The 21749-nt window shown below is 66.0% G+C and carries 18 protein-coding genes; 1 reads left to right on the forward strand and 17 read right to left on the reverse strand.

Annotated features, from left to right (window positions below; translation table 11 throughout):
• Positions 1–13: 13 nt before the first annotated feature.
• Positions 14–904: an outer membrane protein assembly factor BamD gene (locus tag EHH60_RS13855; RefSeq protein ID WP_124160005.1), complete on the reverse strand. Its 891-nt coding sequence runs from the start codon at positions 902–904 to the stop codon at positions 14–16.
• 248 nt (positions 905–1152) lie between these two features.
• Positions 1153–2115, reverse strand: a complete 963-nt coding sequence (gene lpxC, locus EHH60_RS13860; RefSeq protein ID WP_124160006.1) for a UDP-3-O-acyl-N-acetylglucosamine deacetylase — start codon at positions 2113–2115, stop codon at positions 1153–1155.
• Between lpxC and EHH60_RS37530 the strand changes: the two genes are divergently transcribed.
• Positions 2053–2358, forward strand: a complete 306-nt coding sequence (locus EHH60_RS37530) for a hypothetical protein (protein WP_199751467.1) — start codon at positions 2053–2055, stop codon at positions 2356–2358. The two genes, lpxC and EHH60_RS37530, sit on opposite strands and share 63 nt — an antisense overlap.
• A 117-nt stretch (positions 2359–2475) precedes the next feature.
• Here EHH60_RS37530 and ftsZ read toward each other — a convergent pair whose 3' ends face one another.
• The 15 genes from ftsZ to ftsL form a co-directional block, all read right to left on the reverse strand.
• Positions 2476–4263, reverse strand: a complete 1788-nt coding sequence (gene ftsZ / locus EHH60_RS13865) for a cell division protein FtsZ (protein ID WP_124160007.1) — start codon at positions 4261–4263, stop codon at positions 2476–2478.
• An 87-nt stretch (positions 4264–4350) separates the two neighbouring features.
• A complete protein-coding gene (gene ftsA / locus EHH60_RS13870) occupies positions 4351–5673 on the reverse strand; it encodes a cell division protein FtsA (RefSeq protein ID WP_124160008.1) in 1323 nt (440 codons plus the stop codon).
• A complete protein-coding gene (locus EHH60_RS13875) occupies positions 5670–6704 on the reverse strand; it encodes a cell division protein FtsQ/DivIB (RefSeq protein WP_124160009.1) in 1035 nt (344 codons plus the stop codon). The genes ftsA and EHH60_RS13875 overlap by 4 nt, the downstream gene beginning before the upstream one ends.
• A gap of 350 nt (positions 6705–7054) precedes the next feature.
• Positions 7055–8041: a D-alanine--D-alanine ligase family protein gene (locus EHH60_RS13880; protein ID WP_124160010.1), complete on the reverse strand. Its 987-nt coding sequence runs from the start codon at positions 8039–8041 to the stop codon at positions 7055–7057.
• A 124-nt stretch (positions 8042–8165) separates the two neighbouring features.
• Positions 8166–9083 carry a UDP-N-acetylmuramate dehydrogenase gene (gene murB / locus EHH60_RS13885; protein ID WP_124160011.1) on the reverse strand — a complete coding sequence of 306 codons (918 nt, stop codon included), beginning with the start codon at positions 9081–9083 and terminating at the stop codon, positions 8166–8168.
• A gap of 274 nt (positions 9084–9357) precedes the next feature.
• The gene (gene murC, locus EHH60_RS13890; protein ID WP_124160012.1) at positions 9358–10761 is read right to left on the reverse strand and encodes a UDP-N-acetylmuramate--L-alanine ligase; all 1404 of its coding nucleotides are present in this window, start codon (positions 10759–10761) and stop codon (positions 9358–9360) included.
• A gap of 185 nt (positions 10762–10946) precedes the next feature.
• A complete protein-coding gene (gene murG, locus EHH60_RS13895) occupies positions 10947–12047 on the reverse strand; it encodes an undecaprenyldiphospho-muramoylpentapeptide beta-N-acetylglucosaminyltransferase (RefSeq protein WP_124160013.1) in 1101 nt (366 codons plus the stop codon).
• 109 nt (positions 12048–12156) lie between these two features.
• The gene (ftsW, locus tag EHH60_RS13900) at positions 12157–13308 is read right to left on the reverse strand and encodes a putative lipid II flippase FtsW (RefSeq protein WP_124160014.1); all 1152 of its coding nucleotides are present in this window, start codon (positions 13306–13308) and stop codon (positions 12157–12159) included.
• Between the two features lie 261 nt (positions 13309–13569).
• A complete protein-coding gene (locus EHH60_RS13905) occupies positions 13570–13974 on the reverse strand; it encodes a hypothetical protein (protein ID WP_124160015.1) in 405 nt (134 codons plus the stop codon).
• A gap of 2 nt (positions 13975–13976) precedes the next feature.
• Positions 13977–15374 (reverse strand): UDP-N-acetylmuramoyl-L-alanine--D-glutamate ligase, encoded by a 1398-nt coding sequence (gene murD / locus EHH60_RS13910; protein WP_124160016.1) that lies wholly within the window; start codon positions 15372–15374, stop codon positions 13977–13979.
• A 10-nt stretch (positions 15375–15384) separates the two neighbouring features.
• On the reverse strand, positions 15385–16488 hold the full coding sequence (mraY, locus tag EHH60_RS13915) for a phospho-N-acetylmuramoyl-pentapeptide-transferase (RefSeq protein WP_124160017.1): 1104 nt from the start codon (positions 16486–16488) through the stop codon (positions 15385–15387).
• Between the two features lie 180 nt (positions 16489–16668).
• Positions 16669–18051: a UDP-N-acetylmuramoyl-tripeptide--D-alanyl-D-alanine ligase gene (locus EHH60_RS13920; protein ID WP_124160018.1), complete on the reverse strand. Its 1383-nt coding sequence runs from the start codon at positions 18049–18051 to the stop codon at positions 16669–16671.
• Positions 18048–19505 (reverse strand): UDP-N-acetylmuramoyl-L-alanyl-D-glutamate--2,6-diaminopimelate ligase, encoded by a 1458-nt coding sequence (locus EHH60_RS13925; RefSeq protein WP_124160019.1) that lies wholly within the window; start codon positions 19503–19505, stop codon positions 18048–18050. Before EHH60_RS13925 ends, EHH60_RS13920 begins: the two co-directional genes overlap by 4 nt.
• 86 nt (positions 19506–19591) lie before the next feature.
• A complete protein-coding gene (locus EHH60_RS13930; protein WP_124160020.1) occupies positions 19592–21358 on the reverse strand; it encodes a peptidoglycan D,D-transpeptidase FtsI family protein in 1767 nt (588 codons plus the stop codon).
• Positions 21355–21747 carry a cell division protein FtsL gene (gene ftsL / locus EHH60_RS13935; protein ID WP_124160021.1) on the reverse strand — a complete coding sequence of 131 codons (393 nt, stop codon included), beginning with the start codon at positions 21745–21747 and terminating at the stop codon, positions 21355–21357. Before ftsL ends, EHH60_RS13930 begins: the two co-directional genes overlap by 4 nt.
• Between the last annotated feature and the right edge of the window lie 2 nt (positions 21748–21749).

The raw sequence follows: 21749 nt of genomic DNA on the forward strand, positions 1-21749 counted from the left end.
GGAACCAAATTTCCTAGCCGAGTCCCATCTTCTTGAAGGTCCGGCTGATCCAGGACCCCTGATTCTCGCTCGGCTCGAGACCGCCGGATTTTACAAGATTATAGGCGTCCTTGTACCAGCGGCTGTCAGGAAAATTGTGCCCAAGCACGGCCGCCGCGGTCTGCGCCTCGCCGACGATGCCGATCGCCATATAGGCCTCGGTGAGCCGGAACAGCGCCTCCTCGACATGGCGGGTGGTCTGGTACTGCGTGACGACGGTCTTGTAGCGGTTGATCGCGGCCGTGTAGTCGCGCTTCTGGGCGTAGTAGCGGCCGACGTTCATTTCCTTGCCGGCGAGCTGGTCGCGCGCACCCTCGATCTTGGCCTTGGCCGAAGTCGCATATTCGGACGTCGGATACTTGCGCACCACCTCTTCCAGAGCGGCGATCGCCTTCTCGGTGCGGGCCTGGTCGCGGCTGATGTCCGGAATCTGGTCGTAGTGGGAGGCGGCGATCAGATATTGCGCATAGGCCGCGTCCGGGCTGCCGGGATGCAGAGTGACGTAGCGGGTGGCGGCGCCGATGCAGCCGTCATAGTCGCCGCCCTGATAGGACGCATAGGCCGACATCAGCAGCGACTTGCGGGCCCAGTCGGAATAAGGATGCTGGCGGTCGACCTCTTCGAACTTCTTGGTCGCCGCCTTCATGTCCTTCTTCTCGTTCATGAGGTACAAGCCCTCATTGTAGATCTTGTCGGCGGGCTCCTCGATGAAGGTGTCGTCCTTGGCCGTGAACTTGTCCCAGAGCGAGCCGGTGCCGCAGCCGGCGAGCGGCAGCGCGAGCATGATGAAGGTGACGGCCTGCAGCAGCCCACGGGCTCGCGACGAGACCGAGAAATATCCGCGCGTCATACGCTGTGCCGACATGAGTTTAAGCCCTGACGCCCTGTGATGCGGTGCCCGCCAGCCCACGAACCCCGTCCTGGGCGCAAAATGTAACCGTGGTGCCTGCCATGCGACCACGTCGATGGATCCGAAAAACAATCGTTAACCCATCGGATAGGCAGGCATTTCGCCCGGATTAAGGCGAACGTGCCGCAATGCTAGCCGATCTTGGTTACCAGGAGTTTCCCGGGGGGCAAATCGTCGTCACACGCGCGCGCCGACAGGTCTCGTCAGGACACGTCCGGCCCGTAGGCCGCCGCGATCCGACCGCCGACGATACCGCGACCGGTTTCGCCCACGGGACGCGTGGTGCGGCGGACCGCCTCGCCCTCGACCACCCGCCAGGCGGTACGGTCGGCGAGCAGCGCGGTCAGGACAGCGTGGTTGAGCTTGTGGCCGCCGCGGACCGAGCGGTAGGCGCCAAGCAGCGGCAGGCCGGCCAGCGAGAGGTCGCCGATCACATCCAGCACCTTGTGGCGGGCGCATTCATCGGCGTAGCGCAGGCCCTCTGTATTGAGCAGCCGCTCTTCATCGAACACGACGGTGTTGTCGAAGGAGGCGCCGAGGGCATAGCCCGCGCTCCAGAGCCGCGCGACATCGCACATCAGACCGAAAGTCCGGGCACGGCCGATTTCGCGCCGGAAACCTTCAGGATTGAGGTCGAAGACGTAGCTCTGCTGGCCGATGACGGGATTGGTGAAGTCGATCTCGACCTCGACGCGGAAGCCGCTGGCATGCGGCCTGATCTCGCCGAAGGAGTCGCCGATCTTGACCGAGATCGGCTTCAAAACCTGAATGAGACGGCGCTGCGCCGGCTGGGTGACGATGCCGGCCTGGTCGATCGCCGCAATGAAGGCTGCGGCGCTGCCGTCCATGATCGGCACTTCGGGACCGTCGATCTCGATGGTGGCGTTGTCGACCCCCATACCCCGCAGTGCGGCAAGCACGTGCTCGGCGGTGGATACCAGTGGACCACTGCGATCGCCGAGAACGGTCGCGAAGTCGGTCGCCACCACATGCTCGGCAGTCGCCTGAACTTCACGGTCGCTTCCCTCGAGGCCCGTACGGACAAAAATAAAACCTGCGTCGACAGGCGCAGGCCCGAGGGTGAGAGTGACGGGAAGACCGGAATGAACGCCTACGCCTGCCACGGAGGCTTGCGCACGAAGCGTTGTTTGCCGGTTGAATTTCATCAGGAACCGCCCCACTACGATCATCGCGACTTATACAAACTCGCCTCGCCGGTCAGAGCCGACGCCCCGCGAATCCGTATCCCCAAGTCACGGCAAACCATAGTCACCGCCTCAAACAGCGCCAACTCACGCTTTTTTACCGATTGTTACCCCAAACCCGCCGTATTCGCGCCAAGGCTTAACCAAATTGAGCCCAGGCTTGAGACCGTTATCGGCAGTTTTACTGAACCACCAAATGCGTAATTAATGATTTAAAATCAGTCGCTTGGCAAAATAACCCGGGTCTGCACGGGATAAAAGGAAAGGTCCCGGCAAGCTTGCTGCCGAGACCTTTTTCCGTCTGCCTTATTGTAACATTCCTCAGGTCGCCTGCCGGCGCAGGAAGGCCGGGATATCAAGATGGTCGTCGCCCTGTGGCGCCGGCGCAACAGGGGCCGGGCGGCCGTGCATGTCCAAGCCCTGCGGCGCAGGACGACGGGCATACTCCGATACCGGCTCGCTGGATGCGATCTGCTGCGCCACGGTCTTCTGCGGGCGGCGCTCAGGCAGCGGCGGCATGGCGGGACCGGCGGTACGGGCCGCGACCGGCGGCTCGCTCTCCTCGTCGCGACGGCCGAGGCCGACATTGGCGAGGCGCTGAAGCAGCGACAGGCGGGTCTTCTGGGGGGTCTCTTCCTCGACCTCGCCGCGGGCCTGACGGATCTCGGCCTGGGCCGGCATCGGCAGTTCCTCGATGCGCGGCATCCGCGGCGCACGGACCGGCGGACGTTCCGCCTGCGGCGGAATGAAGTTTTCGGGCGTCATCGGCTCCTGCATGGCGACCGGGGTCATGTCAGGCTCCGGAAACAGGGTCGGCTTCTGCGCGATCGGACGCACGGTGACGTCGCCATAGGTCTGCGGCGGCGCCGGCGGCTGCGGGGTTTCGGCAACGGCAGCGGCGATGGCGGCGAGCGCAGCACGCTCGACGTTGGGACGGGGCGCGGCGGCGGCCGGAGCCGCGGCCGGGGGCTGCGCTTCCAGCTTCTGGGCGCGTTCGGCCAGACGCTGGTTGTCGGCACGGAGCCGCGCGGTCAGGTCGGCGAGACGGCTCTCGGCAGCGGCGGCAGGTGCGGCCGCCTGCTGCGCCTGCGGTGCCGGGTTTGCGACGGGCGCGGAGGTCGCCTGGCTGTTGCGGGCGATCGCGGCCTGCTCGATGCCGGTGGCGACCACGGAGACGCGGATCAGGCCGTCGAGCGCTTCGTCGAAGGTCGCGCCGACGATGATGTTGGCGTCCTGGTCGACTTCCTCGCGGATGCGGGTCGCGGCCTCGTCAACCTCGAACAGGGTGAGGTCCTTGCCGCCGGTGATGGAGATGAGGAGGCCCTTGGCGCCCTTCATCGAGCTGTCGTCAATCAGCGGGTTGGCGATCGCGGCTTCAGCGGCCGTCAGCGCGCGCTTGTCGCCGGAGGCTTCGCCGGTGCCCATCATCGCCTTGCCCATCTCGCGCATGACGGCGCGGACGTCGGCGAAGTCGAGGTTGATCAGGCCTTCCTTGACCATCAGGTCGGTGATGCAGGCGACGCCCGAATAGAGCACCTGGTCGGCCATCGCGAACGCGTCGGCGAAGGTGGTCTTCTCGTTGGCGACCCGGAACAGGTTCTGGTTCGGGATGATCAGGAGCGTATCGACGACCTTGTGCAGTTCGTTGATGCCGGCTTCCGCGGTGCGCATGCGGCGGCCGCCCTCGAAGTGGAACGGCTTGGTCACGACGCCGACGGTGAGGATGCCCATGTCGCGCGCGGTCTTGGCGATCACGGGAGCGGCGCCGGTGCCGGTGCCGCCGCCCATGCCGGCGGTGACGAACACCATGTTGGCGCCCGAGAGATGGTCGCGCAGCTCGTCGATCACCTCTTCCGCCGCCGCGGCACCGACGTTCGGCTGCGAGCCGGCGCCAAGCCCTTGCGTGACCGCCGTGCCCATCTGCACAATGCGCTGCGCCTTCGACATCGTCAGCGCCTGCGCGTCGGTGTTGGCGACCACGAAGTCGACGCCCTGGAGGCCCGCCGTGATCATGTTGTTGACGGCGTTGCCACCGGCGCCGCCGACGCCGAACACGGTGATCCGGGGCTTCAGTTCGTGAATATCAGGAACATTGATGCTGATGGTCATGGTTGCCTCTCGATCACGCGCGCGTGGGTTCGCCCCGGCCGGCGGCCGCGGGAGTTGGTGAAAATCGAAGATTGCGGAAAGCGGTCATCAGAAGCCCTCGCGTAGCCATCGTCCGACCTTTCCGAAATATCCGCCGGTCCCTGTCCTGACCTGCTGCCGCGTATGCCGCGGTTCGACATGTTCGAGGTGAACATATTGCGGGTAGACGAGGAGTCCGGCCGGCACCGCGAACGCGGCGTTCTTCGCCTCGTTGGGCAGCCGGCCGAAACCGAGCGGACGGCCGACCCGCACGGGCCGGCCGAGAATCTGGGTGCCGAGCTCGACGAGGCCGGTGAGCTGCGAGGCACCGCCCGACAGCACGACGCGGCCGTTGGGCTCTGAGGCGAAGGGCGAATCCTTCAGCTTGTCCCGAACCATTTCGAAGACTTCCTCGGCACGGTGCTTGACGATGTTCGCGATGGTGGCGCGGGAGACGATCTGCGGCAGATCCTGCTCGTCACCGGCTGTCGGCACAGACATCAGCTCACGCGAGTCCGATCCGCCGGTGATGACGGTGCCGTATAACGTCTTGATTCGCTCGGCATCGGCAATGGTCGCGGAGAGTCCGCGCGCAAGATCCATCGTGATGTGTTGCCCGCCGACCGCAAAGCCGGCCGCATGCACGAAGCGCCCGCCGGAAAAGACCGCGATCGTGGTCGTGCCCGCACCCATCTCGACGACGGCAGCGCCGAGATCGGCCTCGTCGTCGGTCAGCACCGACAGGCCGGCCACATAGGGGCTCGCCGCCATGGCTTCGACATTGATGTGGCAGCGTTCCACCGCCAGCATCAGGTTCCGCGCCACGGTGGCGTCGCAGGTGACGACGTTCATGTCGACGCCGAACTGGTGCGCGACCATGCCGCGGGGATCGCGGATGCCCTTGACGCCGTCAAGCGTGTAGCCGACCGGCAGCGCGTGCAGCACGGTGCGGCCCTCGCCGGTGGCGTGGCGCATGCCGGTGGAGGTGACGCGGCTGACATCGGCGGGCGTCACGGCGCCGCCACGGATGTCTGCGGCGGCTTCGACGAGCTGGCCGGAGAGCCGGCCGCCGGAGACCGAGAGCAGCACCGACTCGACCCGCACTTTGGCCATTTTCTCCGCGAGCCCGACGGCCTGGCGCACCGCCTGCTCGCATTCGGTAAGATCGATCACCGCGCCGGCCTTCATCCCGCGCGACTGGATCTGGCTGTAGCCGATCAGTTCCACCGCATGAGTACGGCCGCGCAGCGCATCGCTCGGAGGCGACGGCTTCAACCGTGCGATCATGCAGGCGATCTTGCTGGTGCCGATGTCGAGGCAGGCGACGATGCCGCCGCGCTTGTGCGGCATCGGGCGCGTCTTCGGCGTCTGGGTGCGATCGAGACCGGTCATGCGGAATCCCCGGCCTTCTTTTTCTTCTTGTCCTTGAACTGATCCTCGCGCGCCTTGGCGGCGTCCTCTGACAGCTGCACCACCAGTCGATCGGGCAGGCGCATGTCGACGGCGACGATATCGCGGGAGAACAGCCTGTCGTCCTTGTCGAGCTTCGACAGCATCGCGAGCGCGTTGCCGACGTCCTGCTCGGGCAGGCGGATGTCGAGGCCGTCCTTGAGCCTCAGGTTCCAGCGCCGCTCGCCAACGAAGACCGCGGCTTTCGTCACCGAATTGACCTGCGGATAGCGCGCCAGCAGCGCCAGGAAATCGCGCGCCTGCGTGTCGGCCCCCTTGCCGACCACGAGCGGCAGCGACAGAAAGCGGCGCGAGACGTAGGGTTCGAGCACGGCGCCGTCATCGGCAATGACGGAAAGCCGGCCGGCCTCCTGCCACAGCGCGAACGCCTTGCGCTCGGTGAGCTCGATCATGAGCTGGCCCGGATAGAGCTTCAGCACGGTCGCATCCGCGATCCATGGATTGGCCTTGAGCTTGTCGCGCACCGCTTCGGCGTCGAGGAACAGCAGCGAGGAGCGGCCGCTGACGCCGCCGATGGCGAGGATCTCGTCCTGGGTGAGCTGCTTGCGGCCGTTGATCACGACCGAGGTGATGCGGAATCCGGCGGAATTGGCCAGCGCGTTGCGGGCGTCGCTGACCGCGGTGATGAAGTCCTGGAGATGGCCGCCCTTGACGATGCCGAAGCCGCAGCTTCCGATCAGCAGCAGCACGGTCATGCTGAGTCCGACCCGGTGCGGCAGATAGCGCTCGACCAGCGCAACCATTCGCGGCGGCGGCTCACGCTCGACGACGGCCTTGGCCCTGCTCTTGATCTTGTCCTTGGCGGCGGCGCGCGCGGCCTGGAGTCTTTCCTGGCGCTTGTCCTGCACCCACTCGCGCAGAAGCACGACCGCTCCGACAGCGGCCGCCTTCAGGTCAGCTTGGGGCCTCAGCGACCTGAAAACCGATCGGGTGAGGCTTCCTGCTCCATCCATTGCACGAGCTCGTCAACAGTTTCCCCGCGACATCGCGCGGATCCTGGCGAACATGACGTCTCGGACCTGCCGGGCCGGGTGCTGGTCTTCAGCAGAAGAAAACCTCTCCCCTTCAAAGCGTTCGCTGGAGGTGAAATCACCCGCGACAGCTCACGCGCCGGCAGCCAAAGCGCCATATGCGCCGCCAGCGTTAACCTTCGGACGTCCTGGTAAACAAAAGGTAAAATTCGTTAACGACATGCGCATTTTGCCCCGCGATATCCGGCATTTGTGGCGCGATGTCCGGCAATTTACCGGTTTTGGTCGCCAAACCGGGCGATTTCGCCGATCCGGCCGTTAACCAGTTCCGATTATTTCCGCACGCGCTGCCCGGCGAGTTCGACCAGGCCGCGCAGGAAGTCGATGAACTCGATTCCTGCGGCTTTCAGCGCCTTGGGGTAGAGCGAGGACTTGGTCAGCCCGGGGAGCGTGTTGGTTTCGAGATAGACGAGGCCCTTGTCCGAGACGATGAAGTCCGAGCGGGAATAGCCGGAGCAGGACATCGCGCGATGCGCCAGCATCGCCTGCTCCTTGAGCGCTGCGGTGATCTCAGGTGCGAAACGGCCAGGGCAGATCTCCTGGGTCGACTTCAGGAGATATTTCGCCGCATAGTCGAAACTGCCCTCGCCCGGAATGATCTCGATCGGCGGCAGCGCAATGATCGAGCCATCGGTGCGCTCCAGCACGCCGCAGGTCGCCTCGACGCCGGCGATATAGGGCTCGATCACGTACTCTTCGTGCCTGGCCGCATTGCGGACGGCGACGAGATCCTGCTTGGCGTTGACGAAGATCAGCCCGTAGCTCGAGCCGTCGCGTGCCGGCTTCGCGATCAGCCGTCCGTACTCGGCGAAGGCCTCGTCGATGTTATCAAGCGCAAGACTCGCTGGCGGCGTCACGCCGCCGAGGGCGGCAAAGCGCTTGGCTGCGATCTTGTCAAAGGCGAGATGCGAGGAGGCCGAGCCCGAGCCGGTGAAGGGCACGCCGCGCGCCTCGCACATCACCTGCAATTCGCCGTTCTCGGCCCGTCCGCCATGCAGGCCGAGCACCAGCACCCGCCCTTCCGCCTTGGCCTGGTCGAGCGCCTGCTCCAGCGGAATGCCCGATGTGCCCGGCTTGAATTCGTCCTCGAATGGGCGGGCATGCTCGAGCAGCTGCCGCGACTGGACGACATGCACCTTGTCCTCGACGTCCCACCACCAGAGATCGGCCTCGGGCAGTGCCTGATGCAGGGCCTGGGCCGAGGCGACCGAAACCAGACGCTCCCGGTTGGAGCCGCCGAAAAGGATGGTAATGCGCATGTTCTCCGTTACCTATCCAGTTGTCATTCCGGGGCGATGCGCAGCATCGAACCCGGAATCTCGAGATTCTCAGGTGCGCAATTGCGCACCATAGTTGCGCTGCGCGCCCCCGGAATGACGGTGATCATGACACCCCGATCCGCTTGATTTCCCAGTGTAGCTCGATTCCGGAATTTGCCTTCACCCGTTCGCGCACGGTCTCGCCCAGCGTCTCGATATCGTGCGCGGTGGCATCGCCCGTGTTGATCAGGAAATTGCAGTGCATCTCGGAGACCTGCGCGCCGCCGACGCGCAAGCCGCGGCACCCGGCGGCATCAACCAGCTTCCAGGCGGAATGGCCCGGTGGGTTCTTGAAGGTGGAGCCGCCGGTCTTCTCGCGGATCGGCTGCGCGGTCTCGCGGTGCGCGTGCACTTCCGCCATGCGTGCGCGGATTGCCTCCGCATCCCTGATCTCGCCGCGAAAGCGGGCGGAGGTGAAGATGATGGAGGGATCGACGCCGCTGTTGCGGTAGACGAACTTCATGTCCGCGTTGGAGAAGACATGCTTGGTGCCCTCGCGCCCCACACCCCTCGCCTCGATCAGCACATCCTTGGTCTCGCCGCCATTGGCGCCCGCGTTCATGCGCAGCGCGCCGCCGATCGTGCCGGGAATGCCGAAGTAGAATTCGAGCCCGCCGATATTGGCGGACGCCGCCACCTCCGCCACACGCTTGTCGAGCGCGGCAGCGCCGGCGGTGACGAGGTCTCCGCTCGCGGTGGCCTCGCCGAAGCCGCGCGGCGAAAGGCGGATCACGACGCCCGCAATGCCGCCATCGCGCACGATCAGGTTGGAGCCGACGCCGACGACATAGACCGGAATGTCGCTGGCGAGACGCGCGAGGAAATAGGCGAGATCGTCTTCGTCCGCGGGCGTGAAAAGCACCTGCGCCGGACCGCCGACGCGAAACCAGGTGAGCTCGGCCAGCGACTGGTTCGCCAGCAGCCGGCCGCGCAAGTCCGGCATCGCGGCTTTGAGTGAAGGGGTGATGTCGGGGAAGCTCATGGTGCGCCGACCGACATGCGAGCTGCGTTGAGATTGCGTCGCGTAACGTTATCCGCCAGCGCCCGGGGCTTACCCCTCTCCCCAACCCTCCCCCGCAAGCGGGGAGGGAGCCTGACCAGCGTGCTCGCCTCACCTGGCATCACAGCTGCAGTCTGAGCCTTTGCGAGAGTGAGGAAGGCACCGGCGGACGGGTTCCCTCCCCCCTTGCGGGGGAGGGTTAGGGAGAGGGGTGGCCACACGGGCGGTGATCGACGATGGCTCGACATCCGCTCGCTCACCCCAGCGCCTTCAACTGGTTCGGCAGTGCATACGCCCATTGCGTGATGTTGCCGGCCCCGAGGCACACGACGAGATCGCCAGGCTTCGCGATCCCTTTGACGATGCCCGCCAGCTCCGATGCCGCCGGCAGCGGGATCACCTCGCGATGACCGTGGGCACGCAGGCCGGCGACGAAGTGATCGCGGTCGACGCCCTCGACCGGCGCCTCGCCGGCGGCGTAGACGTCAGCGACGATCACCGCATCGGCGTCGTTGAAGCAGGTGCAGAACTCCTCAAACAGGGATTGCAGGCGGGTATAGCGGTGCGGCTGCACCACGGCGATCACCTTGCCGGTGTAGGAATCGCGCGCCGCTTTCAGCACGGCCGCGATCTCCACGGGGTGATGGCCGTAATCGTCGATGACGGTGACGCCGTTCCATTCGCCGGTCTTGGTGAAGCGGCGCTTGACGCCTCCGAAGCCTGCGATGGCACTGCGGATCTTGTCGTCGGACACACCGAGCGCGTGAGCGACCGCAATCGCCGCCGTCGCGTTGGAGGCGTTGTGCCGGCCCGGCATCGGCAGCGCGAGGTCGGCGATCTCGTGCGTGGTGCCTGCCTTGCGGTCGCGGATTACGACCTTGAACTTCGAGCCGCCGCCTCCCGCGGTGAGATCGACCAGGCGCGCATCGGCCTGCGGATTTTCCCCGTAGGTGATGATGCGGCGGTCCTCGATCCTGCCGACGAGGCTCTGCACCACGGGATGATCGATGCACATCACGGCAAAGCCGTAGAACGGCAAGTTCTCGACGAAGTGACGGAAGGCGTCCTGCACGGCATCGAAGGTCTTGAAGTGGTCAAGATGCTCGGGATCGACGTTGGTGACGATCGCGACATCGGTCGGAAGCTTCAGGAAGGTGCCGTCGCTCTCGTCGGCCTCCACCACCATCCAGTCGCCGGCACCCAGCCGCGCGTTGGAGCCGTAGGCATTGATGATGCCGCCGTTGATCACGGTGGGATCGAGCCCGCCGGCGTCGAGCAGCGTTGCGACCATCGTGGTCGTCGTGGTCTTGCCGTGCGTGCCGGCGATGGCGACGCAGCTCTTCAAGCGCATCAGCTCGGCCAGCATCTCGGCGCGGCGCACCACGGGAATGCGCCTCTCGCGCGCCGCCATCAATTCCGGATTGTCGCGCTTGATCGCGGAGGACACGACCACGACCTCGGCACCGTCGACATTCTCGGCCTTGTGGCCGACCGAAACCTTCGCGCCCTTCTTGCGCAGGCGATCGAGGTTGTAATTGTCGGCGGCGTCCGAGCCCTGCACGGCATAGCCGAGATTGACCAGCACCTCGGCGATTCCGCTCATGCCGATTCCGCCGATCCCGACGAAGTGGATGGGTCCGATCTCGCGCGGCAGTCTCATACTGTCTCCTCGACGTCGCAAAGCCTGAGATTCAAATCAGCCTGCGTCGACTATTGGATGCCCCGCTTTCGCGGGGCATGACAAGGGGCATTTTTGGTCACTCCGGGGCGCTCGCATCGCGAGCGAACCCGGAATCTCGAGGTTCCGGATCGGTCCGCGTCGCGGCCCGTCCGGAATGACGGGTGCTACACGCCCGCGACCTTGACCACGAGATCCGCCAGACGCTCGGCCGCATCGAGCCGCCCCACCCCCTTCGCGGCCGCGGCCATGGCGGTAAGGCGCGCCGGCTCAGCGGCCAGGCCGGAGATTTCGGCGGCAAGGCGGTCGGAGGTGAACTCGGTCTGCGGGATACGGATCGCGCCGTCGACCTTGACCAGCACGCCGGCATTGGCGAACTGGTCCTGGTCGATCGAGCCGGGCAGCGGCACCAGGATGGAGGGCCGGCCGATCGCCGCGAGCTCGGCGACGGTGCCCGCGCCGGAGCGCGACACCACGAGATGGTTGGAGGCGAGCCGCGCCGGCAGATCGGTGAAGAACGGCGCGAGCTCTACCTTGATCTTGAGCCTGTCGTAGACTGTGCGCACGCGGCTCATGTCCTCTTCGCGCACCTGCTGGGTGAGGACGAGGCGGCTCCATAACGCGGGCTCGAGCCGCTCGATCGCGCCCGGCACGATATCGGCCATGATGCGCGCGCCCTGGCTGCCGCCGACGACGAGCAGGCGCAGCGGACCATTCACCTCGGGGGGGCTATATTTCACCGCAGCGGCGGCGAGAACCGCCGGCCGCATCGGCGTGCCGACGGTCGTGGTCTTGGCCGACAGCGCCGGATCGCGATCGAGGACGCCGGGCAAGGACGTTGCGATGGCGCGGACGCGGCCCGACAGAAACCGGTTGGCACGGCCGAGCACCGCATTGGCGTCGTGGATGATGCCGGGCACGCCGGCGAATTTCGCAGCGACCAGCGGCGGCAGCGTCGGATAGCCGCCGAAGCCGACGACGGCGACCGGCTTGAGCCGCTTGATCAGGAGGTAGGCGGAGAGCGTGCCCGCGGCGAGCGTGAGGCCGGCATAGGCGAGCTGCAACGGATTGCGGCCGCGCGCCGTCTCGCTTCTGACGACGTCGATCATGTCCTTGCTGAACAGCCCGCTGTAGCGCAGCGCGCGCTCGTCCGTGACGAGGCGGACGCGAAAGCCGCGCCGGATCAATTCGACGCCGAGCGCCTCGGCCGGAAACAGATGGCCGCCGGTGCCGCCCGCGGCGAGAAGAATCAGGGGGGACGTGTCCATGGTGGGAGTTTTACAGGGTCTTAGTCGTCATTGCGAGCGAAGCGAAGCAATCCCTCCGCAGGGACAGCCCTGGATTGCTTCGTCGCTTCGCTGCGCTCGCAATGACGGGTTACGCGTAGCTGCGCATCGCCTCGGCATGGCCGCTCGCTTCGACCTCGGTGCGCGGGCGCAGCCGCGTCAGCGCCAGCATCATGCCGACACCATAGGCCAGCGACACGATCGAGGAGCCGCCATAGGAGATGAACGGCAGCGTCATGCCCTTGGCGGGAATGAGCTGGAGGTTGACCGACATGTTGATCGCGGCCTGCACGCCGAACAGGATCGCGAGGCCCGAGGCCGCGAAGCGCGAGAACATGTCCTCATTGGCGTAGGCCCGCGACAGCGTGCGGATGACGACGAAAGCGAACAGCGCCAGCATCGCAAGGCACAGGATGATGCCGAACTCCTCGGCGGCGACTGCGAACACGAAATCGGTGTGGCTGTCCGGCAGGCTGCGCTTGGCGATGCCCTCGCCCGGTCCGAGCCCGAACCAGCCGCCATTATAGAAGGCCTCCATCGCGGTATCGACCTGGAAGGTGTCGCCCGAGGCCGGATTCATGAAGCGCCTGATGCGGCCGGCAACGTGCGGGACGAACAGATAGGCGCTGAACAGGCCGGCGGCACCGAGACCTGCGAGACCGAACACCCAGATCATCCGCATGCCCGCGATGAAGAACAGCGAGCCCCACACCATCAGGATCAGCATGGTCTGGCCGAAATCCGGCTCCATCACCAGCAGCGCGACCAGCATCAGGAGCAGCACCACAGCCATCGAGGTCGCCGGCATCTCCGGCCGTCTGGTCGACTCCGCGAACAGCCAGGCGGCGATGACGACGAACGACGGCTTTGCGATTTCGGAGGCCTGGATGTTGACGCCGAGCAGCGTGATCCAGCGCCGCGAGCCCTTCACCTCAGGACCGATCGCGAGCGTGAGCACGATCAGGATGATGCTGATCGCGAAGATGGTGAGCGCGCTCCGCCGGATGGCACGCGGCGACAGGAAGGACACGCCGATGAGCACGATGCAGGACGGCACCAGGAACAACACGTGGCGGCTGAAGAAATGGAAGGGATCGAGCCCGATGCGGGTCGCCACCGGCGGGCTCGCCGCCAGCGACAGGATCACCCCGGTCAGCATCAAGGCCAGGATGGCGCCCATCAGCGGCTTGTCGACGGTCCACCACCACTCGGAAAAGGGGGTGCGTTCTTCACGGGAGAGCATGGGCGGCCGCTTTCGGACAGAGGTCCGTCCATTGGTCGCCGAGGTTGGTTACCGGGGGGTTAAGAAGATTGATCAAGTTGTGGAGAGGCCCGTGCCCCGGACGCAGCGCAGCGTGCCCCTGGCGATGCGAAACATCGTCCAGTGCGGCATGGTGCGCTGCAAAGCCGGAGCCCATATCGCGGCAGTGTATCGTGTAGCGGTCTGGGTCCCGGCTCTGCGGAGCGTCACTTCGTGCCGCACCGCGTCCGGGACACGAGCGCCCTATTCGTAGTTGATCGCAACGTCTCCCGCGCGCTGATCGCGCTTGTAGATCTGATCTGGCCCGGGGATGAACCCGATCCTGACCGCGCGCTCACTGCTCCACGCGACGACAACATCAAGGTGCCCGCGCAGGCTGACGAAAGTCGGCGTGCTCTCCGGCGAGAACGTCCGGCCGCGCGCCAGGATGCTGGCTTGCGTGCTGTCGGGCACCGTCGCGCCGCACGACTTCCAGACCACGACAACCAACTGGCTACCGCTTGGCGAGGCGAATGCGCGTTGGCGAACGATGCGGCATGCGCCGAATCCAGTCATGACACTGTCGACGATGACAACGAAGATAAAACCCGCGACGACCGGGACAGCAAGCGCAGCGACGACAAGTCCGATCCAGCGTCGCCGCGACATTCTCACACCACCGGCTTCACGCCCGGCAGCGCCTGCACCAGTTCGCGGAACCTGGTGCCGCGGATTTCGAAATTGCGGTACTGGTCGAAGGAGGCGCAGGCCGGTGACAGCAGTACGACCGCATCGCTAAGACCTGATGCCTCCGCATCGCGCGCGGCATGCTCGACGGCGACGTCGAGGGTCTGGCTGATCTCATGCGCGACCGCGCCCAGCGTTCCCGAAAATTCCTGCGCGGCCTCGCCGATCAGATAGGCTTTTCGGATGCGCGGGAAGAAACCCGTCAAACTCGTGATGCCGCCGGCCTTCGGCTTGCCGCCGGCGATCCAGAAGATGTCGGCAAACGACGACAGCGCATGCGCGGTCGCGTCGGCATTGGTGCCCTTGGAGTCATTGACGAACAGCACGTTGCCGCGGCGGCCGACCTGCTCCATGCGGTGGGCAAGGCCGGGAAAGCTGCGCAGGCCGTTCTGTAACACATCGAGGCTGATGCCCATGGCGAGCGCGGCGGCGGCGGCGCACGCCGCGTTCTGCGCGTTGTGCAGGCCGCGCAGCGAGCCGATGCCGCCGAGCGCGGCGACCTCGCTGCGGGCGCCGCCCGAGGCGCGCACGATGTTGCCATGCTCGACATAGATGCCGGAGGCGAGCGGGTTTTTGACGGAAATGCGCATCACGTTCTTGCCGGCGCGGTCGAGCCGGTCGGCGACATCACGGCTATAGCCGTCGTCGACACCGACGATCGAGGTGCCGCCCGCCTGCACACCAGCGACGAGGCGCTCCTTTACCGCTGCGTAGTGCTCGATCGTACCATGCCGGTCGATATGGTCCTCGCTGACATTGAGCAGGATGCCGACGGAGGGATCGAGCGAGGGCGTGAGGTCGATCTGGTAGGACGACATCTCGATGACGTGGACACGGCCCATGCGCGGCGGCTCCAGCGACAGGATCGCGGTGCCGATATTACCGCCCATCTGGGTGTCGTAGCCGGCGACTTTCGTCAGGTGCGCGATCAGCGCCGTCGTGGTCGACTTGCCGTTGGTGCCGGTGATGGCGACGAACGGCGCGTCGGGTGCGTGGCGGCGCCGCTCGCGGCAGAACAGCTCGATGTCGCCGATCACCTCGACGCCCGCTTCGCGCGCCTTCAGCGCGCTCCAATGCGGCACCGGATGCGTCAGCGGCACGCCGGGCGCGAGCACGAGCGCGGCGAAATTCGCCCAGGAGACGTTGCGCAGATCGGCGGTGATGAAGCCGGCCTGCGCGGCTTTGGCGACGTTCTCGGCATTGTCGTCGGCGGCGATCACCTCGGCGCCGCCCGCCTTCAGCGCGTGGCAGGAGGCGAGCCCCGAGCCGCCGAGGCCGAACACCGCGACGCTCTTGCCGGCGAAGGATGTAATCGGGATCATCGCGAGACCATCACCGCAGCTTCAGCGTCGAGAGGCCGGCCAGCGCCAGCATCACCGAGATGATCCAGAAACGGATCACGATCTGCGGCTCGGTCCAGCCGAGCTGCTCGAAATGATGATGGATCGGCGCCATCCGGAAGATGCGTTTGCCGGTGAGCTTGAACGACACCACCTGGACGATGACCGAGACCGCCTCCAGCACGAACAGGCCGCCGATCACCGCGAGCACGATCTCGTGCTTCACCGCGACCGCGATCGCACCGAGCATGCCGCCGAGGGCGAGCGAGCCGGTGTCGCCCATGAAGATCGAGGCCGGCGGGGCGTTGAACCAGAGGAAGCCGAGGCCGGCGCCCAGCAGCGCGCCGCAGAGCACCGCGAGCTCGCCGGTGCCGGCGACATATTTGATCTGGAGATAGTCGGCGAACACGGCGTTGCCGGCGAGGTAGGCGATCATCGCAAAGCTCGCGGTCGCGATCATCACCGGTACGATTGCCAAGCCATCGAGGCCATCGGTGAGGTTCACGGCATTGCCGGCGCCGACGATGACGAAGGCGCCGAACACCACAAAGAACCAGCCGAAATGCAGCACGGTGTCCTTGAGGAACGGGATCGTCAGCGCGGTCGAGGCGGGATCGCGGTTCAGCCGCACCAGCGCGTAGCAGGCAACCAGCGCGATAACCGCCTCGATCAGAAGGCGAAGCTTGCTGCCGAACCCGGTCGTGGTCTGCTTGGTCACCTTGAGGTAATCGTCATAGAAGCCGACGAAGCCGAAGCCGAGCGTCACCGCCAGCACGATCCAGACATAGGGGTTGAGCGGATTGGCCCACAGCACCGTGCCGACGGTGAGGCCGGACAGGATCATCAGCCCGCCCATGGTGGGCGTGCCCTTCTTGGCGAGATGCGATTGCGGGCCGTCGAGGCGGATCGGCTGGCCCTTGCCCTGACGGATGCGCAGATGGTCGATGATCCAGGGCCCGAACAGGAACACGAACAGCGCGCCGGTCACGACTGCGCCGCCGGTGCGGAAGGTGATGTAGCGGAAGACGTTGAAGAAGGTGCGAACGGCACCGAATCCCGGAAATGTGTTGGAAAGCTCGATCAACCAGTAAAACATTCAGACGGTCCTATGGCGCCTTTGCACACGCAGCCTTGGCCTTGTTCTTGGCCTTTATCTTGGCCTCAACGTGCCTCACGGGCATTCGCTGGTTTTCGTCATGGCTCGCGCGACCTCTGGGAAAACGGACGGCTTCGCGCCACAAAGGGTGAGATTCGGGAACAGCGCCTTCCAAGCAGTTTACGCCTTCGCCTGCAAGGCGGCCACCAGCCCCGGCACAAACTTGTTGACCCAGAACATCTTCTTGCTGCCCTTGACAACCACGACATCCCCTGCCTTCAGCAGGCCCGCAACCTCGCTCGGCTTCAACGTGGCGGGATCATCGTGCCAGCCAAGGCCCTTGCCTGATGGCAGCACGTCATAGAGATGGCGCATCAAGGGACCGACGCAGTAGACGCCGTCGATGCCTTCGAGATATTTGGCAAGGCCGGTGTGATAGTTCGGGGCGTCCTCGCCCAGCTCGAGCATGTCGCCGAGAACCGCGATGCGGCGGCCATCACTCACGTGGCGCGCCTGGAGGCTTTGCAGCGCAGCCGCCACGCTGGCCGGATTGCCGTTGAAGCTGTCGTCGATTACGGTGATATCGCCGACCGCCTGCTCGACGCCGCGGCCGGTCATGATGCCGACGCGGTCGAGCTTGATCGCGAGCGTCGCGACGTCGAGATGCGCAGCATGAACCGCGGCGAGCGCGGCCAGCGCATTGTGCACCCGGTGCGGCGCGCCAGGGGTGAGGCTGAAGGCGATCTCCTTCCTGCCGATTGCGGCCACGATCTGCCAGCTCTCGCCGTGGGGCGCATGCGCAACCTCGTGCACCTCGGCATGCTCGCCGCCGAAGCGCACGACCTTGCCCTTCCATTCGGGCGCCTTGATCCCGGCCGGCAGCACCAGCACACCATTCTCGGGCAGGCCGAGCGCGATCGATACCTTCTCGCGCCGGATGGCTTCCAGCGAGCCGAGCTTTTCCAGATGCACGGGCTGCACGTTGACGACGAGCGCGACCGTCGGCCGCGTCAATTCGCTGAGCCGCGCGATCTCTCCCTGCTGGTTCATGCCCATCTCGACGACCCAGAGGCTGGCATCCCGCCTGGCATTGCACAGCGTCAGCGGCACGCCCCAGAAATTGTTGAAGCTCGACGGGCTCGCATAGGCGTTCGGATAGGCGGCGAGAAATTCCTTGGTGCTGGTCTTGCCCGCGCTTCCGGTGAGTCCGATCACCGGCCCATGGAAGCGCGCGCGTGTGGCACGTGCAAGGCCCCAGAGGCCGTCGATCAGCGTGTCCTTGACGACGATCTGCGGGATGCGGATGCCTGCGATCTCGTGCGGCACGATCATCGCCACCGCGCCAGAAGCCTCCGCCTTGTCCGCGAACTCCCAGCCGTCGCGCGCGCTGGCGAAGGCCGAGACGAAGCCGCCGCTCGGCGTGCCGCTGAGCGCGACGAACAGGCTGCCCGGCTTCACCAGCCGGCTGTCCTGCGTGACAAAGTCGATTCCCGTGTCCGGGAATGATCCGGTGACACCCAGCGCACGCGCGACTTCGGCAACCGTCCATATTGGCGCGCTCATGCAACCCTCGACGCTAGTGCGGCGGCAACCGCCTCGTGATCACTGAAGGGCAGAACCTCTCCGCCGACGATCTGCCCGGTCTCATGGCCCTTGCCGGCGATGAGCAGCGCATCGCCCTCTTCGAGTTCCTCGATCGCGGCGCGGATCGCCTCGGCGCGGTCGCCGATCTCGCGGGCGCCCTTAGCCGCGGCGAGGATCGCGGCGCGGATGGACTCCGGCTTCTCGCTGCGCGGATTGTCGTCGGTGATGATGACGGCGTCGGCGTTCTCGGCCGCGATTTCACCCATGATCGGACGCTTGCCGGCATCGCGGTCGCCGCCGGCGCCGAACACGACGACCAGCCTGCGCTTCGCATAAGGCCGCAGCGCCTGGAGCGCCTTCGCCAGCGCATCGGGCTTATGCGCATAATCGACGAAGATCGGCGCGCCGTTGCGCTCGCCGACGCGCTCGAGCCGGCCCTTGGCGCCTTCGAGATGTTCGAGACTTGCGAACACATCTGCCGCGTCGCTGCCGGTGCCGATGGCAAGGCCGGCCGACACCAGCGCGTTCTCGATCTGGAATTCGCCGACCAGCGGAAGCCGGATCGCGTAGCCCTTGCCGCGATGTTCGAGCGTGAGCTTCTGCGAGAAACCTTCGACCACGGCCTCCGTGAGACGGATGCCCTCGCCTGCTCCGTCGCCGTTGCGGCCGACCGCCATGACGCGCAGGCCGCGCGCCCTGGCGGCCTCGATCGCTTGGGCCGAGCAATCATGATCGGCCGAGATCACTGCGGCGCCGCCCGGCGGCACCAACTCGCGGAACAGGCGGAGCTTGGCGGCGAGATAATGCGCCACGCTCGGATGATAATCCATGTGGTCGCGCGAGAGATTGGTGAAGCCGCCGGCGGAGACGCGCACGCCGTCGAGGCGATACTGGTCGAGCCCATGCGAGGAGGCCTCGAAGGCGAGATGGGTGACCCCGTCGCGCGCGATCTCATCGATCTGCCGGTGCAATGCGATCGGATCCGGCGTCGTCAGCGAGCCGTAGACGGTGCGCTTGGGCGAGACCAGGCCGATGGTGCCGATGCTGGCGGAGGCATGCCCCAGCCGCTCCCAGATCTGACGTGTGAAGGCGGCAACCGAGGTCTTGCCGCTGGTTCCGGTCACGGCGGCGATCGTGGCGGGCTGCGCAGGGAAAAATCTTGCCGCAGCCAGCGCCAGCGCGCGGCGCGGATTGGCGCTCGTGATGAACGGCACCTTGCAGGCGGCCGGTGCGTGGTCACCGGCGACAGCCACAGCGCCGGCAGCGACCGCGGCATCGACGAAGCGGGCGCCGTCGGTCTTGCTGCCTGCCAGCGCGAAGAAGAGATCGCCCGGCTTGACCGCGCGGCTGTCGAGCGCAACGCCGCTCACCTCGAGCGCCGCGGCAGCCGGCTCGATGAGGGCATCATTGCCTAAGAGGTCGCGCAGCTTCATGGTCTTCCAGTCGACATGCCCTGCCGGAAAGCCGAATCCATTAGGAAAAATCCCGACTCAGCACCGGCGATGGCCCACCCGGTTGATTACTGGGTTGTCCTGGATGCTGCAAGAATAAGGCGCTCGGACGGCGGCAGGTCGAACCGTGGCTCGACGCCGAGAAGCGGCGCGATCCGCTCGATCACCTTGCCGCCGGTCGGCACCGCGTTCCAGCCCGAGGTGATGAAACCGTGCGTCTCCGGCAGCGCCTGCGGCTCGTCCAGCATGACGAGGACCTGATATTTCGGATCATCGCACGGCATCACCGCCGTGAAGGAATTGAGCACGCGCTTCTTGGCGTAGCGACCGTTGATGACCTTCTCCGACGTGCCGGTCTTGCCGCCGACATAGTAGCCCTTGACGTCCGCCTTTCTCGCCGATCCGACTTCGGCATTGAGCCGCATCAGGAACCGCATCTTGTCGCTGGTCTCCGGCTTGATGACGCGCTTGGCCATCGCCATGGCTTCGGATTCGCTGCGCTTCATGAATGTCGGCGGAATCAGATAGCCGCCGTTCACGAGCGCGTTGATGCCCATCACCGCTTGCAGCGGCGCCACCGACAGGCCCTGGCCGAACGCGGCGGTGACCGTGTTCAGCTCGCTCCAGCGCCGCGGCAGCAGCGGCGCCGCGCTCTCCGGCAGTTCGGTGCGCAGCCGTGTCATCTGGCCCATCTTGGCGAGGAACGCCTTGTGCGCCTCCACGCCCTGGCCGAGCGCGATGCGCGCCGCGCCGATGTTGGACGAGTAGGTGAACACTTCCTTGGTGTTGATGAAGCGGCCGAGCGGATGACTGTCGTGGATCGTGAATTTGCCGTAGTGCAGATTTCCGCGCGCGTCCCACATCGAGTTCAGATTGATCTTGCCGGAATCGAGCGCCATCGCCAGCGTGAACGCCTTGAAGGTCGAGCCCATCTCGTAGACGCCGGTGGTGAGACGGTTGATGCGGTCGGGATCGTGCGCTTCCTTCGGATTGTTGGGGTCGAAATCGGGCAGCGAGACCATCGCCACGATCTCGCCGGTCTTGACGTTGGAGACGATGCCGGAAGCGGCCTTGGCGTGGAACTTGTCCTTGGCCTTGAGCAGCTCGTCGCGCAGCGCGTGCTCGACGCGCAGATCGACCGCGAGCTCGATCGGCTTCTGCAGCCGGTCGGTGGCAAAACCGGCGCGGTGGAGATCGGCGAGCCCCTGATTGTCGAGCCACTTCTCGAGGCCGGCGATGCCCTGATTGTCGATGTTGACGAGACCGATGATGTGGGCAACCTCGTTGCCGGTCGGATAGACGCGCTTGTTCTCGCGCAGGAAGCCGATGCCGGGAATGCCGAGCTTGTGGATGGCCTGCTGCTGTGCCGGCGTGACCTCGCGCTTGAGCCAGGCGAAGCCCTTGCGCGACCTCAAGCGCTCGCGCACCTCGGCCTCGTCGAGGTCGGGAATGGTCGCGGTCAGGAGCTCGATCGCCTCGTCCTTGTCGATGATGCGGCGCGGCTCGCCGAACAGGCTCGCCGCCTTGACGTCGGTCGCAAGGATCGCGCCGTTGCGGTCGACAATGTCGGGCCGCGCGGTCGCAACCACCTCCTGCGCCGCGGCGCGGCGCGCCCCGTGGGCGTCGGCGCCGATCGCGAACATCACGAGCCGCCCGCCGATCAAAGCGTAGACCGAAGCGAAGGCCAGTATCGCAAGGCCCACGCGCGCGCGCGCCTTTGCTGCGCGATCGACATTGCGCCCGTAGAGCAGGCTGCGGATCAGCCGCTGCCGCCAAGGCTCGGTCGACTTCTCGGTCGACTTTTCGATTGGTTTTGCAGGCGTTGCCGGGCTCATTGCTTGTCCTCGGGCTGAGGCACGGAGCCCGTCACCGTATCGGCATCGCTCGCGGCTTCGATGACGTTCAGCATGGCCCCGATCGGATCGGGTTCGCCCGGCCTGAACATCCGCGGCGGGCGCTCCGGCAGATTCTTCAGCGAGTCATATTGCGTGCCGTTGACCGGCTTGAGGTGCAGATGCCGGTCGGACAGGCCTTGCAGCCGCAGCGGGGCATCGAGCTTTGCCCACTCGGCCCGCAGCGCCGCGATCGCATCGCGCTGTTCACGAATCTCCGCATGCAGCCGCAGCACCTTCTCGGTGCGCGCCGTCGAGTCCATTTTGATCCGGTAGACATGGGCCGCCGCGAAGATCAGCGCACCGATGACGAGGAGGTGGATGATGCGCATGC

This window comes from Bradyrhizobium sp. RP6 (genome assembly GCF_003837805.1).
GTDB lineage: Bacteria > Pseudomonadota > Alphaproteobacteria > Rhizobiales > Xanthobacteraceae > Bradyrhizobium.

Coding starts and splice junctions, on each gene's coding strand:
- lpxC (WP_124160006.1), bottom strand. CDS start 2,115: ATGAAATTCAACCGGCAAACAACGCTTCGTGCGCAAGCCTCCGTGGCA.
- murB (WP_124160011.1), bottom strand. CDS start 9,083: ATGAGCTTCCCCGACATCACCCCTTCACTCAAAGCCGCGATGCCGGAC.
- ftsZ (WP_124160007.1), bottom strand. CDS start 4,263: ATGACCATCAGCATCAATGTTCCTGATATTCACGAACTGAAGCCCCGG.
- EHH60_RS13875 (WP_124160009.1), bottom strand. CDS start 6,704: ATGGATGGAGCAGGAAGCCTCACCCGATCGGTTTTCAGGTCGCTGAGG.
- EHH60_RS13925 (WP_124160019.1), bottom strand. CDS start 19,505: ATGAAGCTGCGCGACCTCTTAGGCAATGATGCCCTCATCGAGCCGGCT.
- EHH60_RS13855 (WP_124160005.1), bottom strand. CDS start 904: ATGTCGGCACAGCGTATGACGCGCGGATATTTCTCGGTCTCGTCGCGA.
- EHH60_RS13880 (WP_124160010.1), bottom strand. CDS start 8,041: ATGCGCATTACCATCCTTTTCGGCGGCTCCAACCGGGAGCGTCTGGTT.
- murC (WP_124160012.1), bottom strand. CDS start 10,761: ATGAGACTGCCGCGCGAGATCGGACCCATCCACTTCGTCGGGATCGGC.
- murG (WP_124160013.1), bottom strand. CDS start 12,047: ATGGACACGTCCCCCCTGATTCTTCTCGCCGCGGGCGGCACCGGCGGC.
- mraY (WP_124160017.1), bottom strand. CDS start 16,488: ATGTTTTACTGGTTGATCGAGCTTTCCAACACATTTCCGGGATTCGGT.
- EHH60_RS13905 (WP_124160015.1), bottom strand. CDS start 13,974: ATGTCGCGGCGACGCTGGATCGGACTTGTCGTCGCTGCGCTTGCTGTC.
- EHH60_RS37530 (WP_199751467.1), top strand. CDS start 2,053: ATGAACGCCTACGCCTGCCACGGAGGCTTGCGCACGAAGCGTTGTTTG.
- EHH60_RS13930 (WP_124160020.1), bottom strand. CDS start 21,358: ATGAGCCCGGCAACGCCTGCAAAACCAATCGAAAAGTCGACCGAGAAG.
- ftsW (WP_124160014.1), bottom strand. CDS start 13,308: ATGCTCTCCCGTGAAGAACGCACCCCCTTTTCCGAGTGGTGGTGGACC.
- murD (WP_124160016.1), bottom strand. CDS start 15,374: ATGATCCCGATTACATCCTTCGCCGGCAAGAGCGTCGCGGTGTTCGGC.
- ftsL (WP_124160021.1), bottom strand. CDS start 21,747: ATGCGCATCATCCACCTCCTCGTCATCGGTGCGCTGATCTTCGCGGCG.
- EHH60_RS13920 (WP_124160018.1), bottom strand. CDS start 18,051: ATGAGCGCGCCAATATGGACGGTTGCCGAAGTCGCGCGTGCGCTGGGT.
- ftsA (WP_124160008.1), bottom strand. CDS start 5,673: ATGACCGGTCTCGATCGCACCCAGACGCCGAAGACGCGCCCGATGCCG.